Source organism: Brevibacterium sanguinis, assembly GCF_003315415.1.
In the GTDB taxonomy this organism is placed as follows: Bacteria; Actinomycetota; Actinomycetes; order Actinomycetales; family Brevibacteriaceae; genus Brevibacterium; species Brevibacterium celere_A.
The window spans coordinates 84088-100086 of the sequence record NZ_QNSB01000014.1; the positions used below are offsets into that span (position 1 = coordinate 84088).

General features: G+C 69.2%; 15 protein-coding genes. 3 read left to right on the plus strand and 12 right to left on the minus strand.

Annotated elements, in window-relative coordinates; genetic code table 11:
* Nucleotides 1-115: 115 nt before the first annotated feature.
* Nucleotides 116-1525, plus strand: a complete 1410-nt coding sequence (locus DFO65_RS15645) for an APC family permease (RefSeq protein WP_113905377.1) — start codon at nucleotides 116-118, stop codon at nucleotides 1523-1525.
* Nucleotides 1526-1575: 50 nt separating this feature from the next.
* On the opposite strand, the gene DFO65_RS15650 is transcribed toward DFO65_RS15645, so the two are convergent.
* The 4 genes from DFO65_RS15650 to DFO65_RS15665 form a co-directional block, all read right to left on the minus strand.
* Nucleotides 1576-2361, minus strand: a complete 786-nt coding sequence (locus DFO65_RS15650) for a PIG-L deacetylase family protein (protein ID WP_181778754.1) — start codon at nucleotides 2359-2361, stop codon at nucleotides 1576-1578.
* Between the two features lie 7 nt (nucleotides 2362-2368).
* The gene (locus DFO65_RS15655) at nucleotides 2369-3526 is read right to left on the minus strand and encodes a flavin monoamine oxidase family protein (RefSeq protein ID WP_113905379.1); all 1158 of its coding nucleotides are present in this window, start codon (nucleotides 3524-3526) and stop codon (nucleotides 2369-2371) included.
* Nucleotides 3510-4895 carry an MFS transporter gene (locus DFO65_RS15660; protein ID WP_245940825.1) on the minus strand — a complete coding sequence of 462 codons (1386 nt, stop codon included), beginning with the start codon at nucleotides 4893-4895 and terminating at the stop codon, nucleotides 3510-3512. The genes DFO65_RS15655 and DFO65_RS15660 overlap by 17 nt, the downstream gene beginning before the upstream one ends.
* 95 nt (nucleotides 4896-4990) lie before the next feature.
* A complete protein-coding gene (locus tag DFO65_RS15665; protein WP_220151307.1) occupies nucleotides 4991-5986 on the minus strand; it encodes an alcohol dehydrogenase catalytic domain-containing protein in 996 nt (331 codons plus the stop codon).
* A gap of 123 nt (nucleotides 5987-6109) precedes the next feature.
* Here DFO65_RS15665 and DFO65_RS15670 point away from each other — a divergent pair, with 123 nt between their 5' ends.
* Nucleotides 6110-7072, plus strand: a complete 963-nt coding sequence (locus DFO65_RS15670; RefSeq protein WP_113905380.1) for a LysR family transcriptional regulator — start codon at nucleotides 6110-6112, stop codon at nucleotides 7070-7072.
* A gap of 66 nt (nucleotides 7073-7138) precedes the next feature.
* Here the strand turns inward: DFO65_RS15670 and DFO65_RS15675 are convergent, their stop codons facing one another.
* Complete coding sequence (locus DFO65_RS15675; protein ID WP_113905381.1) at nucleotides 7139-7537, minus strand: MmcQ/YjbR family DNA-binding protein; 399 nt, start codon at nucleotides 7535-7537, stop codon at nucleotides 7139-7141.
* Between the two features lie 121 nt (nucleotides 7538-7658).
* On the opposite strand from DFO65_RS15675, the gene DFO65_RS15680 reads away from it, so the two are divergent.
* Nucleotides 7659-8648: an asparaginase domain-containing protein gene (locus DFO65_RS15680; protein ID WP_113905382.1), complete on the plus strand. Its 990-nt coding sequence runs from the start codon at nucleotides 7659-7661 to the stop codon at nucleotides 8646-8648.
* Between the two features lie 48 nt (nucleotides 8649-8696).
* On the opposite strand, the gene DFO65_RS15685 is transcribed toward DFO65_RS15680, so the two are convergent.
* The 7 genes from DFO65_RS15685 to DFO65_RS15715 form a co-directional block, all read right to left on the minus strand.
* Complete coding sequence (locus DFO65_RS15685; protein ID WP_113905383.1) at nucleotides 8697-9719, minus strand: NADP-dependent oxidoreductase; 1023 nt, start codon at nucleotides 9717-9719, stop codon at nucleotides 8697-8699.
* A 63-nt stretch (nucleotides 9720-9782) separates the two neighbouring features.
* Nucleotides 9783-10649: a ribonuclease FAU-1 family protein gene (locus tag DFO65_RS15690; protein ID WP_113905384.1), complete on the minus strand. Its 867-nt coding sequence runs from the start codon at nucleotides 10647-10649 to the stop codon at nucleotides 9783-9785.
* A gap of 140 nt (nucleotides 10650-10789) precedes the next feature.
* Complete coding sequence (locus DFO65_RS15695; RefSeq protein WP_113905385.1) at nucleotides 10790-11740, minus strand: alpha/beta hydrolase; 951 nt, start codon at nucleotides 11738-11740, stop codon at nucleotides 10790-10792.
* Between the two features lie 107 nt (nucleotides 11741-11847).
* Nucleotides 11848-12732 carry a helix-turn-helix transcriptional regulator gene (locus DFO65_RS15700; RefSeq protein WP_113905386.1) on the minus strand — a complete coding sequence of 295 codons (885 nt, stop codon included), beginning with the start codon at nucleotides 12730-12732 and terminating at the stop codon, nucleotides 11848-11850.
* 143 nt (nucleotides 12733-12875) lie between these two features.
* Nucleotides 12876-13925, minus strand: coding sequence for a DUF4097 family beta strand repeat-containing protein (locus DFO65_RS15705; RefSeq protein ID WP_113905387.1), 1050 nt, complete (start codon nucleotides 13923-13925; stop codon nucleotides 12876-12878).
* 1 nt (nucleotide 13926) lies between these two features.
* Nucleotides 13927-14571: a response regulator transcription factor gene (locus DFO65_RS15710; RefSeq protein ID WP_113905388.1), complete on the minus strand. Its 645-nt coding sequence runs from the start codon at nucleotides 14569-14571 to the stop codon at nucleotides 13927-13929.
* Nucleotides 14559-15999, minus strand: a 1441-nt coding sequence (locus tag DFO65_RS15715; protein ID WP_147233383.1) for a sensor histidine kinase, incomplete at its 5' end; no start/stop codon positions are given. The genes DFO65_RS15715 and DFO65_RS15710, both read right to left, overlap by 13 nt.

A 15999-nucleotide genomic window follows, 5' to 3' on the forward strand; every position in this document is an offset into this window, starting at 1 on the left:
CTCCGGATGAGTGCGCCCCGACATCCGTCGTCATCCACCGACACACGTGCGCGCCTGCGCAACTCGGCGACGTGACGTCGCCTCTTCCTTCAACGACGAAGCCAGGAGAACCCTCATGTCGACCCCCACCGAGCCGCAGCTCAATCAGGACAACCTCAAACGCACGATCGGCCTCCCCGGCGCGATCGGCATCTCCGTCAACCAGATCATCGGCGGCGGGATCGTCTCGCTGACCGGAGTCGCCATCGCGATGACCGGCGGCGGTGTCTCGATCGCCTATGTGCTCGCCGCTCTCGCAGTCATCATCACCTCGGTGCCCTACGCCTCACTCGCCGCGGCGTACCCCGTCGCCGGCGGCGTCTACACGTGGCCCGCCCGCCTCCTCCACCCCTCGATCGGCTTCCTGCTCGCCTGGCTGACGTCGCTGGGCAAAGGATCCCTGTCCCTCTACGGACTGGCCGCCGGTCAGTACATGCACGCGATCAACCCCTGGTTCAACGAGGTGTGGGTCGCGGTGACCCTGGTGTCGATCTTCTTCCTCTCCAACATCGCCGGGGCCATCATCTCGTCGCGCCTGGGAGTCGTCCTCATGATCGTCATGATCATCGGCTTCCTCACCTTCGGCTTCTTCGGCATGGCCGAGGTGAATTGGGACATCTACCCCGAGATGCTGCCCAACGGCATGATCGAGCTCTTCAGTGCGGCGGCTCTCCTGTCCTTCGCCACCGCCGGAGCCTACGGCGTCGGTGAGCTCGGCCGAGAGATGAAGAACCCCGGCCGCGACATCCCGCTGGCGATGATCGGCGGCACCGGCCTCGTCGGCATCATCTACGTCATCGTCGCGATCCCCGCTGCCGGTGTCCTGCCCATCGTCGAGGTGGCCGGGCAGCCGCTGTCGACCGTCGCCAAGGAGGTCCTGCCGACCGGGCTGTGGCTGTTCTTCATCCTCGGCGGGGCGATGATCGCCATCATCTCGACGATGAATGCGGAACTCCTGTGGGGAACGAAGTCACTGCTGGCTGCCAGCGATGACGGCTGGATCCCCTCGGGACTCGGCCGTGTGAACAGGCGCTTCGGCACCCCGCACTGGCTGCTCTGCATCCTCTACTTCATCGGCATCGTCCCCGCACTCGCAGGCGTCGACGTGTCTGTCATCGGAACCGCGTCCTCGGTGTTCGTCCAGATCATGTTCTTCGTCGTCGTCGCCGCATCGATCGCCATCCGGTTCAGGATGCCCAGGGTCTACGCGACCTCGCCGTTCCGACTCTCTGCTCCCGTCCACTACACGATCGCCGTGGTCGCCGTGCTCATCGCCGCTTACCAGGCCTACCTGCTCATCCTCGACTTCGATGCCCGAGTCTGGATCGCCTGTGCGGTGTGGATGGCAGCCGGCGGACTCATCGCGATCGTCCGCTGGCCGCGGGTCAAGCGGATCCTGGCCGCCCGCGGCGACCTGCGGGCCGCGGATTCGCACGGCCCCGAACCGCACGGCGACATCGTCCCCCAGGTCGGCGCCCGAGGCTGACCTGAGGCCCGCGGGCCACGTCTTCCGGTCCGAAGACGTGGCCCGTTCTGTCATACGCCGAGGTGGGAGCGCACGCCGCGCGCCGCGTCGAGTTCCGCCGCAGTGGGCTCCCGGAATGTCTCGGATCGCCACCAGTCGTAGTACCGGTCCTCGCCGAGGAGTTCGACCGGGCCGCGGGTCTGCGTCTCATGAGCGCTGAGCACGGCTTTCTTGATCGCGAACTCCTCGGCGGTCGGCTCGATGTCGAGGACGATGTCGGCATCGGCGGTGATGGCCGGCTCGCCCTGTAGGGTGAGGGGGAAGTCCGGGTAGTCGGCGAAGTGACGAGCAGCGAATGTCTCGCTCACCGTGGCGTAGAGCAGCCGGGAGTTCCCCGACAGCAGTCCCTGCTCCCGGGCGCGGAGCCATGCGGCGCTCGTCCACCTGCTCACCGCGACGTGGTCGGAGTGTCGGGAGATGCCGTCAGGACCGAAGGTGACGATGAGCTCCGGCCTCCGTGAGGCCAGCAGGTCGACGAGGCGAGCGATGGGCGGATCGGACTCGGCGCACTCGCCGTCGATCCGATCGAGGAAGTTGACGTCGTCGACTCCCAGTCGGGCCATGGCCTCGCGCAGCTCCCTTTCGCGGATGACCGCGATCTCCTCGGACGAGAGCTCCGGATGCGGCGCTCCGACCTCTCCGCGGGTCGCGGTGACCAGGGTGGCGGTGCCGCCGGCACGAAGTGTGCGCAGCATCAGGGTTGCGGTCAGGTAGGTCTCATCATCGGGGTGGGCGAAGACTCCGAGGACGCTCGCGGGGATTCGCGTGACCGCCTCGGTGGGCTGATCGGCTGTCATGGTCTCCTCATTCTCCTGCACTCGCTCGTGCGGTTGGGGCGGCCTCGGCGGTGATCGCTCGGGCGGCGCGGATGCCCGCGCGGATCGCCCCTTCGAGGTGACCCGCGAATGCATCCGCGGTCTCGGTCGAGGCCCAGTGGATCCGGCCGTGGCTCGGCCGGTGGAGGATGGGAGCCCCGAAATCCGCCGTCGTCCTCATCCGGCTGCGGCTGGGACAGGTCAGGGGATCGGCCGACCAGTCGGCCACGTGCATGGACACGGAGTCGCTCGCCGCCGGACCGAAGAGGCGCACCAGCTGGAGTCGAAACGCCTCGGCGATCTCGGCCTCGTCCGCCCTCAGTCCCCCGGCGCCGACGAATGCCTGTGCAGGAGCGAATCCGAAGATGGCTGCGGGTTCGCCGACATCGCCTGCGCGGGGGCCGCTGTGGTCATGGAACTCCCGGAACGGTCCGACATGGCTCATGGCCGCCGCGGCCAGCCCGTGCGGGTGCCAGAAGTCGTGCTCGTAGACGGCGATCGCCTTGACCATCCCTGACATCCAGACGTCCATCGTCTCAGCGGTCGAGCGCACCGGCCCCGGCAGGCCCGGGGTGAAGGACATCGTGTCGACGGCGACCGCGGGCGGCACCGCGATGACGACGTGATCGGACTGCAGCGTCCTGTGCTCCGACCTCAGCTCGACCCGACGGCTCGAGGCATCGGCGCCCGCAGCGGCGGCACCCGGATCACCCTCGTCGAGCACCGTCACCTCGGTGATCCTCTCTCCGAGGTGGATCCGGCCGCACCCGAGCTCACGTGCCATCGCTTCCGCGAGGCTCTGCGCCCCGCGCCCGAACCGCGCGGCCGGAGCGTCGAGGGGGTTGCCGCCCAGGCGGCGGACCTCCTCCCCCGGCAGCTCGACGATGGCCTCACCGGCACGATCCTGCTCGAACGTGGGGACTCCGAAGCGCTCGCACAGTGACCGGACAAGGGGTTCATTCGACCAGAACCATGTGGCCCCGAGGTCGATCGCCCCTGTTCCCACGGCGACGGAGCGGGCGCGACCGCCCACCCGCGGGCGGGCTTCGACGACCTCGACGGAGAGCCCCGCCTCAGCGAGGACCAGCGCGGCGGACAGGCCGGCCAGTCCGGCACCGACGACGACGATCTCAGGCTCCACTGTCACTGTCCGGATCTCCCTTCCGTCCGACCGAGCGTCCGCTGCCTCCGACGGTGAGCACGATGAGCGGGACGAGTACGGCCATCGCGATGTATGAGAGCACCGAGAAGCTGGTCACGGCGAGCAGCGGACCGGCGATGAAGGCCGCTGTCGCTCCGCAGAGGTTGGAGGTCGCGTCGACTCCACCCTGGGAAGACGCCTTGACCTCGTCAGAGACGACCGCGGAGAAGAGGGCGGAGGCCGCGACGTTGACGAACGACCATCCGAGCCCGAGCAGGATGAGCGAGACCATGATCCAGGCGGTGCCGTTGGGCAGGAGCGCCCCGATGACGAGGGAGGCGAGGAAGATGGCGATGCCCGCGGAGATCGTGGCTCGATGTCCGAAGGTGTCGGCGGTCCAGCCCACCAGCGGGGAGAGTGCGTACATGCCGAGGATGTGCAGGCTGATCGTGACCCCGACGATCTCGATCGAGCCGCCCTGGTGTTCGATGTGCACGGGGGTCATCGTCATGATGGAGACCATGACGATCTGTGCCGTGAGGATCGCGATGACGGCGTAACGGGCGGGCGTGTTGGCCTTGAGCTCGGCCATGATCTGCCCGATGCTTCCCCGCGGCTTCCGCGCTGGATCTCGGCGTCGGGAGCTCGGCTTCTGAGTCGTCAGCTCCGATGCCGCCGGTTCCGATGCGGTCGGCTGCGACTGTGCCGGAGCCTCCGCGGTGAGCGCCTCCCGGGAATCGGCCTGCGCCCGCAGCAGCGGATCGGGGCGGAGGAGGACGACGACGAGCAGACCGGCCAGCCCCAGGCACACGGCGGCGATGAGGAAGCTGCTCGCATAGAGGTTGAGTCCCGTCGCCTCCCCGACGAACCGGCCGGGGACGCCGAGGTTGGGACCGAGCACCGAGCCGAGTGTACCCACCCAGACGATGAGCGAGAGCGACTTCGCCTTGTTCCTGGTCAGGGCGAGATCGGTGGCGGCGAATCGGCTCTGCAGGCTCACGGCGCTGCCGGCCCCGATGAGCAGCAGACCGATGAAGAGCGGCACGAGCAGACTGTCCTGCGCGGCGACGACGAGGAGGGCGCTGCCGAGGGCCGCCGTCCCCCACCCGGTCGACAGCGCCACCCGCCGGCCCCTGCGGGCGGCGAGGTTGCCCAGGGGCAGCCCGAGCAGAGCGGCGCCGAAGGTGCTGAAACTGCGTGCGAGTCCGGCCCAGGCCTCGTTCTGCGTCACCTCACCGGCGAGCAGGACCCCGATGGACGGTGCGACTCCGACCCCGACCGTGCCGACGATCTGCGTGATGACCAGGATGATCATCGTCCGGCGCTGCAGTCGTTCGCGGCTCATCGCCGCGGATCCGCTGGGCATCTCGCGCATCGAATCTCCATTCGTCTCGGTCGTCACGGTGGGGAGCGGGGAAGGTCGTGGGGTGGTGTGCTGGAAGGGTCGTCGGACGGGCCGGGTCCGGCGGGTCACTCGCCGCGTCCGAGTGCGGTGGTGAGCACGGCGCGGAACCGCGGCGCCGAGGCCGCGAGGTCCTCGAGTCCCTGCTGCGCTTCCTCGAGAGGCCTCTCCTCGACCATCGGGCGGATGCCGTGAAGCACTGCGAATCGCATCGCGTCCTCGATGTCGGCCGGACTGCCGGTGAGGTGGCCGGTGATCCGCAGCGCGTTCGAGACGATCGCGCCCACCGGCAGCTCGAGGTCGCCGGCCCCGGTCCCGGTGATGATGAGCTGACCGTGGGCCCGCAGTCCCCGTGCCAGCTCTCCGAGCGCCTCAGCGGCTGGAGCAGTGCTGATGACGGCGTCGACGCCGCCCAGCTCCCGCAGGGCCTGCCCCGGTTCCCGGTCGCTGCTGTCGAGGTAGACCGCCGCGCCGAGGGATCTCGCGAGTTCCTCACGGTCGCGGCCGCGGGCGATCGCGATGACCTCATATCCCATTCGCGTGGCGAACTGGACGCCGAGGTGGCCGAGGCCGCCGATGCCGAAGACCGCGACCTTCGCCCCCGGGCCGGCGTCGATCCGGCGGGCGGCGTTGAACATCGTCACCCCCGCGCAGCCCATCGGAGCGGCGGAGGCGAAACCGAGGGCGTCGGGGATCCTCGCCAGCGCGGACCGGGGAACCGTGACGGACTCCGACCATCCTCCCGGATAGCTGATTCCCGGGATCCTGCGGTCAGGGCAGTGCACGACATCGCCCCGACGGCAGTTCCGGCACGCACCGCAGCTGCCGCCGAACCAGCCCACGGCCACGCGATCGCCGACGGTGTATCCCGTCTCCCCGGCACCGAGTTCGGCAATCGTTCCCGCGATCTCGTGCCCGGCGATCACCGGGTGATCGCCCGCACCCGACTCGACGGTGGAGAGGTCCGCCCGGCACATGCCGCAGGCGGCGACGGCGACGCGCACCCAGCCGGGCTCGGGCGGTTCGGGGGTGAAGTCGTGGGGCCGCAGCCTGGCGGGTTCCACCGCACTCATCCTCGTCGCCATCCTCGCGCCTCTCCCTTGCCCGATCGTTCCGCTGAGGAACTCTAGCGGTGGGATGCCGCGCCCGGTAGTGGGCCATCGTCGATGCACCGATAAACTGAGCTTATGGCTGAGGAGTTTCGCATCGAAGGGCTGCGGTACGCCCTGGAGGTCGTCGACACCGGATCGTTCACTGCGGCGGCGCGTCGTCTCGGCGTCACTCAGCCGGCGCTGTCGAACGGCATCGCGAAGCTCGAGTCCCGACTCGGCGGTCCGCTCTTCCTCCGGTCACCGCGCGGAGTGACCCCGACGCCGATGGGGCACGCGATCCTTCCGCTGCTCGAGCAGGCGGTGAGCGCCGTGGACGCGATCACCGCCGAGGCTCGCCGGTGGTCGGGACCGGCAGCCGATGATGTCCGCCTCGGAGTCTCCCCGCTGATCAATCCCGGCCTCGTCTCCGAAGTCAAGCGGACCCTGCACGCGATCTCCACGCCTCATCAGGACGAGGGCACAGGGCAGGAAGCACTCACCGGATCTCGATCGGCTCCCGGGCCTAGTGACACCGGGCTCTCGGGCCAGCTCGTGCTCACCGAGGCCAACCTCGACGAACTGCTGCAGGGACTGGAGGCGGGCGAGCTCGACGTGCTGATCATCCCCTCCGTCGGTCCGCTGCCTCGCTGGGAGCAGAGGATCGTCGATTCCGAGCCGCTCGTCCTCGTCGACCCCGAGGCGGGGGGTCATGACGCGGCGAGTCTCCACGACCTCATCGACGCTCGTCTCATTCTCCTGCCGGACACGTGCGGGCTGACAAAGTTCACTCGCGATCTCTTCGGCGCTCGCAGCATTCCCCTGCGCACATACCCGGGCGAGGCGTCGAGCTATCGGGTGCTCGAGGACTGGTCGAAGCTGGGCCTGGGCAGCGCCCTGTTGCCCGAGTCGAAGGTCTCAGGATCCGACTACCGTCTGCTCCACGACGAGGAGGGCCTCATCGTCGAGATCTTCTATCAGCTCGTGTGGGATCCGCGCTCACCTCTGGCCGGGCATCTCGATGCCCTCGGCCGCCGATTAGGTGACGTCGTCAGCGCGTGATGGCCGGCGCCTCGGCGGAGAAGCGCGCCGAGGCGGTGCGAGTCGCTCCGCGCGTCAGCTCCCGGTTCACCTGCCAAAGGTCGTCGGATCGACCGGCCGGTCCTTGATCGGCAGCTTCGCCACGACCAGGCAGTAGGACTCGAGAACGAGGTCGTGGACGAGCTCATCGTCGAGCCTGCTGCCCGCGCCTCCTGACTCCCCCGCCCCCGTCACGGTGATCCAGTGCCTCTTGTTCATGTGATAACCAGGAGTGATCTCGGAGTAGGCGTCCCTGAGGACCTCACCGTCGAGCGGATCGATCTTGAGATTCATGCACGGCGTCCCGCGGAGCTCGAAGTGCATCATGAACATCTTCCCCCGCACCTTGTAGACCCGGTACTCGGGGCCGAAGGGGTGCTCGATGTCGACGCCCGGGTACTGCATCGCCTGGTCATGGGCGAGGTCGAGGACGGTCTCCGGTTCCATGCGCCGGATGCTAGCAGACGACGCGGACACGGAATCGGCCGCCGCGAGCCGCTCGACGCGGACGCGGCGGCTCTCGACGCGGACACAGCGGCTCTGTCGCAGTGGCCGATACACTGCAATCATGCCCGACACTGCTCCTCACCTCCTCTTCGCCGCCCTCGGCGGGACGATCGCGTCGACGTCGAACAACCTCGGCGGGGTGGCCCCTGCCCTCTCCGGTGCCGAGATCGCCGCCGCTGCGGGACTCGAGGACATCTGGCCCGATCTGCACGCCGAATTCGCACAGGTCGCCCAGGTCTCGAGCGCGAACGTCACCCTCGACATCCTCCATGACGTCGTCGAGCTCGCCCGCACCTCGCGGGCATCCGGACTCGTCCTCACCCAGGGTACCGACACGCTCGAGGAGAGCGCCTTCGGTCTCTGGCTGCTCAACGACTCGGGTCTTCCGATCGCCGCGACCGGGGCGATGCGCAATCCCACGCTGCCCGGCGCCGACGGCCCCGCGAACGTGCGGGCGGCAGCCATGGCGGTGCTCAGCCCCGCCCTCCGTCACCTGCCGTGCACGCTCGTGTTCAACGACGAGGTCCACGACCCGCGGTTCGTGCGCAAGACGCACATCACCTCGACCGCCGCCTTCTCCTCGGGTCCTGTGCTCGGGGCGATCGGCTGGATCAGTGAGAGGACCGTCCTCGCGCCGCATGCGCCCCGCCCCTGGTCCTCGCCGTTCGCCGGGCTGAGGCGGCCAGCTGCGTTCGCACCCATCGCCCTCGTCGAGGTGGGGATGGGCGAAGGTCCGCAGGCGCTGCAGGCGATCGTCGAGACCGACTTCGCCGGCGCCGTGATCTCTGGCGTCGGCGGCGGCCACATCCCCGAGCACCTCATCACCGAGGTCGAGGAGCTCGCCCAGACCGTGCCCCTCGTCCTCGCCTCCCGCCCCGGGTCAGGAGCGAGCCTGCGCGACACCTACAGCTACCCCGGCGGGGAGATCGGACTGCTCACCGCCGGCCTCATCCCCGCCGGCATCCTCGATGCGAGGAAGGCCCGGATGCTCCTGTCGCTGAGCCTCAGCTACGGCCTCGACCCCGCCGAGGTGTTCGCCGCCGTCGCGTGAACCGGACGGTCGCACTCCCGACCGGGGCGGGAGGCACGTGATCCTGCGTCAGACCTCGGCCCCGACGGCGACGACCATCTTGCCGAAGTTGCCTCCGGTGAGCAGGTCACCTAAGTACTCGGGCGCGCGCTCGAGGCCGGGGCGGATGTCCTCGCGGTACTTCACCTTGCCGTCACGGACCCATTCGCCCATCTCGGACAGGAACGAATCGTAGAGCGTGCCGGCGAACTCCGTCTGGATGAACCCGCGCACCGTCAGCGACTTCGACAGGATCGTGCCCATGAGCTGACCCGAACGGTCGGGCCCGGGCGGCAGCTCGGTCTGGTTGTACGTGGCGACGAGCCCGCACACGGGAACCCGGGCGAAGGTGTTGAGCCGGGGCAGGACGGCGGAGAACACCTCGCCGCCGACGTTCTCGAAGTAGACGTCGATGCCGTCGGGAGTCGCCTCGGCGAGCTCCTCCTCGAGGCTGTCCGAACGATGGTCGAGGGCGACGTCGAAACCGAGCTCCCTCATGTGGGCGACCTTCTTCTCCCCACCCGCGATGCCGACCGTGCGGGCGCCCTTGATCTTCGCGATCTGTCCGACAGCGGACCCGACGGGCCCGGTCGCGGCGGCAACGGCGACAGTCTCGCCGGATTCGGGCTGGCCGATCTCGAGCAGTCCCGAGTAGGCGGTGAAGCCGGGCATCCCGAGGACGCCGAGGGCGGTGCTGATCGGTGCGATGTCGGGGTCGACGCGGCGCAGGTGGTTCGTCCTCTCGACGGAGTACTCCTGCCAGCCGCCGTATCCGAGGACGATGTCACCCTCGCTGAACTCCGAGGACCTCGATTCGACGACCTCGGAGACCGTGGCCCCGACCATCACCTGGCCGATCTCGACGGGTGCGGCATAGGATTTCGCGTCCGACATCCGCCCGCGCATGTAGGGGTCCAGGGAGAGATAGAGGGTGCGCAGGAGGACCTCACCGTCCTGCGGGGACTCGACGGACGCCTCGTCGTGGAGGAAGTTCTCGTCGGTGGGAGCGCCGACGGGTCGGGATTTGAGGAGGATCCTGTGGTTGGAGGTCATGTGCTTCCTTTCTCTCACGGGTGGACCGGAGCCGGCTCGGTCGAGGGGGCTCGCGGCCGGGGATCAGATCCAGTCACGTCGGTAGCAACCGCTGCCCACTCTGTGTGATTCCCGGATGCCGTCCGGCTCCGTGCCTCGCGTCGCTTCGCGAGTGCTCGCCGAGGCGGCTCCGGGCTGCCGGCCTCCCGTTGCGAGGTCACGGGCGAGCCTCTCCCATCGGATGTCGAAAGCCCAGGCGAAGTCGTCGAGGTTCTCGAGCACCCTCATCCCGTTGCCGCGGATGATGTCCGACCATTCGACAGGCCACATGCCGAAGGCCGCCGCGGCGGCGATCTCGTCGACATCCTTGAACACCGCCAGCTCGGGGCGGAGGAATTCGCTCGGGCGAAGGCGGGAGGTGTGCGGCTGAGCCCCGGCCTGCGGGAACGTGATGTCGAGGATGTGATCGCTGGTGAGGATCGCCGACTCCGTGCGCCGATGCGTGGCCTCGAGATTCACGTACCAATCGGCCCAGCCGCCCGGCCTGAGCAGCACCCAGACGGAGAACGGCACTCGGGCGGGAACGATCTTGAGCACCCCGGGACCGCGCCAGGAGCCGGCGACCGTGACCCTCCGGGGCGCCGAAGCGGCCGGTCCGAACCGGTGTCGCAGGGGCACGTCGTGGGGGTTCGAGTCCTCCCAGCCGACGATCCGCGTGTCGATCGTCGGCGTCCCGCCCTGCAGCCAGAGCACCGCGCCGTCGGGTCCGTCCTCGACCACCTGCATCGGACGACGCAGCTCGGCGCCGTCGCGGTCGAAGTCGAAGCGTCTGAACGTCCAGGTCACCGTGGCACCGGGCGACCAGAACGGGGGTTCCCCGACGAACCCGGCGTCGTCGGGGACGTCGAGGGCGTAGGGATCGGTGAACGCGCCTGGGTCGGTGGGGTCCATGCGGTGAGTCTAGACATCCGACCTTGGCGGGAGCCGAACTCCGGCGAGCGGGGACGCACCTCGAGGCGGACCGCGCCTCGGCGAGCGCGGACGTCGCCTCGCCGAGGGCCGACCTCACCTCGGCGAGCGCGGGCCGCGGCTCAGAGGTTGGCGCCGAGGAAGGGGATGATCCGTTCGAGAGCCTTGGCCGAGGCCTCCGGCCCGTCGTAGAGGTCGTAGTGCGTGGTGTCCGGAAGGACCAGCAGCTCCTTCGTCGTCGATGCCGCGCGGTGGTAGATCTCCATCCCATCGCGGTAGGCGCCGAACGCACCGACCTTGTCGCCGATGGCGACGAAGAGCGGCTGGGTGAGCAGGGTCTCCGCATGGGCGAAGGCGTCCCACACATGTGCCGGGCCGAGAGTGGCGAAGTTGAAGCTCGTGCAGCCGTGCGGGGCCGCTCCACGATCGGTCTTGTAGTAGTCGACGGCCTCGACGAGGTCGGGGTCGGTGAGCCCGAGCTCCTTCACCGCGTCCGGCGAGGGCGGCAGCAGGTCGTCGATGCTGGGTTCGGCACCTCGCGCCTCCGCGGTGCGCTGGGCGGCGATGGCTTCGAGGGCGGCGGTGAGGCCTCCGTTCTCCGCCGCTGTCTCACGCATCATCCGGCCGTAGTTGACGCCGGTGATGCTCACGACCGCTTTGAACCGGCGTTCGAGCATCGCCGCGTTGAGCGCGTAGCCGCCGCCTCCGCAGACGCCGAGGACGGCGATCCGGTCGGCGTCGACGTAGTCGAGGGTGACGAGGTGGTCGACGACGGAGCTGAAATCGGCGACCCGCAGGTTCGGGTCCTCCTTGAACCGGGGTCGACCGCCGCTGGCGCCCTGGAATCCTGCGTCGAAGGCGATCGCGAGGTAACCGGCCTCGGCCAGAGCCTGCGCGTAGACGTTGCCCGAGCACTGCTCCTTGCAGCTGCCGATGGGGTGGGCGGTGACGATCGCCGGGTAGGCCTTCGTCTCGTCGAAATCGGTGGGGAAGTGGATGTCCGCGGACAGGTCCCACATCATGTTCTCGTTCTCGATGGTCACGGTCGTGATGGTGCCGGTCTTCTCGGTCATTCGAGATCTCTCCTCGATCGGGTCTCTGGGGTGACGGGTTGCTCTCTCCCGTTCGGTATCGAGCCTAGGGACAGCCCGCTCGAGGTGGCAGGTGCCGTCAACCCACCTCAGGTCGGCTTCGGGCTCTGGGCCTCGGCGTCGTGGGAGTGCTGATCCCAGCTGGCGAGGAAGCGCAGGGCCTCCTCGCTCGCGGAGCCGGGTTCCGGCAGATACGTGACGATGGAGTACTGATGGGTGCCCGGCAGCACCATGACCTCGTAGTCGAGCGCCAGTTCGCCGGCGATCGGATGCCGGATGACCTTGCGACCGCGCCTGTACGCATTGACGTCCTGTTTCGCCCACAGCTGCCGGAACTCCGGGCTCGACGTCGACAGCTGCCCGATCAACGAGGTGAACAGCGGGGAGTTGGAGTACCTGACCGATTCGCGGCGCAGGGCACTGACGACATCCTCGGCGACGGCGTCCCAGTCCGCGTACAGATCCTTCGCGCGATCGTCGAGGAAGACGAACTTGGCGTAGTTGGGCTCGTCGTCCCCGGCCTCGAGCGCGAACTCGAAGACCATGGCGAAGAGCCCACGGCCCAGGGAGTTCGCGGCGACGACGTCGAGCCGGTCGTTCTGCACGATCGCCGGGATGCCTGACATCGCATCGATGATGCGCCGGGCGTTGGGCGGCAGCAGCGGCCGCGTCCGGCCCCGCGACCGCTGCCGGCGGCTGGCGCGGACGAGCGAATGCAGGTGGCCCAGTTCGATCTCGTCGAGCAGCAGCGCCGAGGCGATCGCCTCGATGATCTCGTCCGAGGCTCCGGAGACGTCGCCGCGTTCGATCTGCGTGTAGTAGTCGGCGCTGACCCCGGCCAGGGTCGCGACCTCTTCCCGGCGCAGTCCGGGGACCCGGCGCAGACCGCCGCCGCGGGGCAGCCCGGCCATCTCGGGGGTGACCTTGGCTCGACGCGACATGAGGAACTCTCGAACCTGGGTGGAGACGTCCATGGCATTCATCCTCGTCCCTCGCCCGGCTCCCGTCCAGGGGCTGCCGACCCACCCCTGGAGCGGTCCGGGCCGTCGCGGGACTGACGACGCTGAACCGTCGCGCGCCCTGCGACGGCCGGCCGCCGGTGCCCGGTGCCGATCGCTCAGTTCTCGTCGATCTCGATCGTTCCGGTGTCGGTGCTCAGCGAGACGGGGATGACGGTCTTGCCCTCGGCGTCCTTCGTGTCCCGGGACGCGTCGTACTTCTCGAGTTCCTTCGCCAGGTCGACGGTGCCCGACGTCGAGCTCGCATTGATCTGGTAGAAGAGCTCCCGGGCGAGCGCGGCCGCCGCGGCCGGGTCCGCACCGTCGGGGTTCTCGGCCTCCTCGGCGCCAGCGGCACCGGCGCCGTCGTCGGTGCCCTCGGTGCCTTCACCGGTCCCGGCCGCGGCGGCCATCGTGGACCGGGCGACGTCGAGGCGGGGCAGACGGACCTCGATGACGCCTTCGTCGGCCTTGGCGACGATGCCGGACAGCGGCACCATCTGGTTGGAGAAGTCGAGGGAGATCGCTCCCGTCGTGCTGGTCACGTCGACGCGGTCCCGCACGGCGAGGTCGATGCCGTCGAACGCTCCGACGTCCGTCTTCGACTCGATCGAGCCGAAGGTGCCGCTCAGGGTGGTCATCCCCCAGTCGGTCGTGGTCCGCACCCGATCGGCCGAGCCGTGGATGTCGATCTCACCGCCGTCGCTCTGGGCGAGGACCTCCCTGAAGTCACCGGCGACGTCGATGGTGCCGTAGCCGCCGCTGAGGTCGAGGGCGACATCGTCCGAGGTCTGCGCGGGCACGAACGCCTCGATCCGGGCGTTCTCGAAGTCGCGTCCGGTGACGGCGACGATCGTCGTCGTCCCGGTCTCCCTGACCTCGAGATCGGGCGCTTCGCCGCGAGGGCCGGTTCCGGTGAGCGTCACCGACGGGGCGTCCGTCTGAGTGGTCCTCACGACCACCTCGGCGCCGGTGTCGAGGGCGAACTGGAGGTCGGTCATCGAGGCGGACAGGGGTTCGGTGACCTCGACCTTGCCGTAGCCGAGGCGGGAGACGCCGTGGGCGACGGTGATGCCGACGGGGATGAGGATGACGATGATCGCCGCGATGACGATGAGGGCGCGCAGCGTCGAACGGGTGGAGGGGTTGAGCTGGACTGTGGACGGCATTCTAGGCTCCGAGAAAAGTGAGGACGGCGAGGACTCTGCGGTTGTCCGAGGTGTCGGCGGTGAGACCGAACTTGGTGAAGATCGAGCTGATGTGCTTCTCGACGGCACCGGCGCTGAGGTAGAGAGTGCCGGCGATCGCGGCGTTCGACTTCCCCTCGGCCATGAGCTGGAGCACTTCGAGTTCGCGCGGGCTCAGCGTGCCCAGCCCGTCGCGCTTGCGGGTGCGCACGAGGATCTGCGAGACGACTTCGGGATCGAGCACGGTGCCGCCGGCGGCGACCTTCTCCACGGCGTCGAGGAAGTCCTCGACGTCGGCGACCCGGTCCTTGAGCAGGTAGCCGAACCCGCCGGTGTTCTCCGCGATGAGCTCGGAGGCGTACTGCTCCTCAACGTACTGGCTGAACACGAGGGCCTTGACCTCGGGATTCTGCTTGCGGATGAGCACGGCGGCCCGGATCCCCTCGTCGGTGAACGTCGGCGGCATCCGCACGTCGATGACGGCGAGGTCCGGCGGAGTCGTGTTGATGACGGCGAGGAGCTCGTTCGCGTCGGCGACGGCGGCAATCACCTCGTGGCCGGCGTCGATGAGCAGACGCTCCAGCCCGGCCCGGAGGATGGCGGAGTCTTCGGCGATCACGATGCGCATGGCACCTCCACAACTACAGTAGTCGGCCCACCGGCGGGGCTGGTCAGGTTCAGTGTCCCACGCGCGGCCTCGACCCGATCGATGAGACCGGCCAGCCCGGTGTGACGGCCCGAGCGGTCGATGCGGGCGCCTCCCCGGCCGTTGTCGGTGACGACGATCTGGACGGCGTGGTCGATCGGTGCGATGAGGACGCGGGCGTGGGTGGCCGACGAATGCTTGGCGATGTTCGTCAGGCATTCGGCGACGACGAAGTACGCGACAGCCTCGGCCTCCCGCTCGATCCGCCCCTCGAGGCGGACGTCGACGTCGACGGGGATCGGCGAGCGCCCGGCCAGGGCGGACACCGCGGCGTCGAGCCCCCGGTCGGTGAGCACGGCGGGATGGATGCCGCGGGCGAGCTGACGGAGCTCGTTGACGATCCCCTTCGCCTCGGCGTGGGCCTCGGAGATGAGCTCCTTGGCGCGGTCGGGATCGTAGTCGATCTTCGCCTTCGCCATCCCGAGCGTCATGCTCAGGGCGACGAGGCGCGGCTGGGCTCCGTCGTGGAGGTCGCGTTCGATGCGCAGGCGTTCCGCGGCGGCGGCCTCGATGCCCGCCATGCGGGCGCGGTCGAGTTCGGTGACCTCCTCCTGCAGGGCCGCGGTGCGGGCCGGAGGCAGGAGGCTGCGGTCGAGGGCCCGATCGAGGTACGGGGCGAACCACAGGATGGCGAGCGAGCTGGCCAGGACGATGAGGCCGCCGATCGCGACGCCGATGCGGCCGAGCCCGCCGGCGGGACCGCCGAGGAAGAACGTCGTGATGCCGTCGGGGTTGATGGCGCCGAAGATCGCGAGGATCGACGCGCAGATCGCCGCGAGCGTTCCGCCGACGACGACGGCGCCGAAGAGCATCTTCACGTAGTGGTGGGCGGTCGAGCGCCAGAACGATCCCGACTTCACGAGCAGCCACTGGTCATGGAGGAACCGGGTGAACCCGGGTTCGCGTCCACTGCGTTCGATGGTCGGCACCGGGATGCGGTCGGCGTAGACGAGCTCGGACCGGTAGCGTTCGAACACATTCGCGCCGCGCTGGACGAGGACCCAGACGACGAGCGCGAGCACGCCGAGCCCGAGGGCGAAGATGCCGCCGATCCCGGTGAAGAGGAGGGCGAGCGGGATCCACGCCCAGACGACGGCCATGACCGCCGAGAGGAACAGGTTCGCGACCCCGACGATGCCGGTCCGCCGACGCGGCCATTCGATCGGGCCCTCGGCCGGGATCTCCGTCGCCTCGGAGGTCAGAGGCAGCGATCCGGTCACCGGCCGCAGGACGATGTCCTGAGCCCGTGGAGTCCGGCGCCGAGGTTGTCGTGCCGAGGGCATCGGCTGCACCGGGGGCAGTGGGCGGGGGCCCGGGTGGGCATCGGGCTGCGGGCCCGAGTGGGTGGGG

Coding starts and splice junctions, on each gene's coding strand:
- DFO65_RS15645 (WP_113905377.1), top strand. CDS start 116: ATGTCGACCCCCACCGAGCCGCAGCTCAATCAGGACAACCTCAAACGC.
- DFO65_RS15650 (WP_181778754.1), bottom strand. CDS start 2,361: ATGACAGCCGATCAGCCCACCGAGGCGGTCACGCGAATCCCCGCGAGC.
- DFO65_RS15660 (WP_245940825.1), bottom strand. CDS start 4,895: ATGCGCGAGATGCCCAGCGGATCCGCGGCGATGAGCCGCGAACGACTG.
- DFO65_RS15670 (WP_113905380.1), top strand. CDS start 6,110: ATGGCTGAGGAGTTTCGCATCGAAGGGCTGCGGTACGCCCTGGAGGTC.
- DFO65_RS15675 (WP_113905381.1), bottom strand. CDS start 7,537: ATGGAACCGGAGACCGTCCTCGACCTCGCCCATGACCAGGCGATGCAG.
- DFO65_RS15680 (WP_113905382.1), top strand. CDS start 7,659: ATGCCCGACACTGCTCCTCACCTCCTCTTCGCCGCCCTCGGCGGGACG.
- DFO65_RS15685 (WP_113905383.1), bottom strand. CDS start 9,719: ATGACCTCCAACCACAGGATCCTCCTCAAATCCCGACCCGTCGGCGCT.
- DFO65_RS15690 (WP_113905384.1), bottom strand. CDS start 10,649: ATGGACCCCACCGACCCAGGCGCGTTCACCGATCCCTACGCCCTCGAC.
- DFO65_RS15695 (WP_113905385.1), bottom strand. CDS start 11,740: ATGACCGAGAAGACCGGCACCATCACGACCGTGACCATCGAGAACGAG.
- DFO65_RS15700 (WP_113905386.1), bottom strand. CDS start 12,732: ATGGACGTCTCCACCCAGGTTCGAGAGTTCCTCATGTCGCGTCGAGCC.
- DFO65_RS15705 (WP_113905387.1), bottom strand. CDS start 13,925: ATGCCGTCCACAGTCCAGCTCAACCCCTCCACCCGTTCGACGCTGCGC.
- DFO65_RS15710 (WP_113905388.1), bottom strand. CDS start 14,571: ATGCGCATCGTGATCGCCGAAGACTCCGCCATCCTCCGGGCCGGGCTG.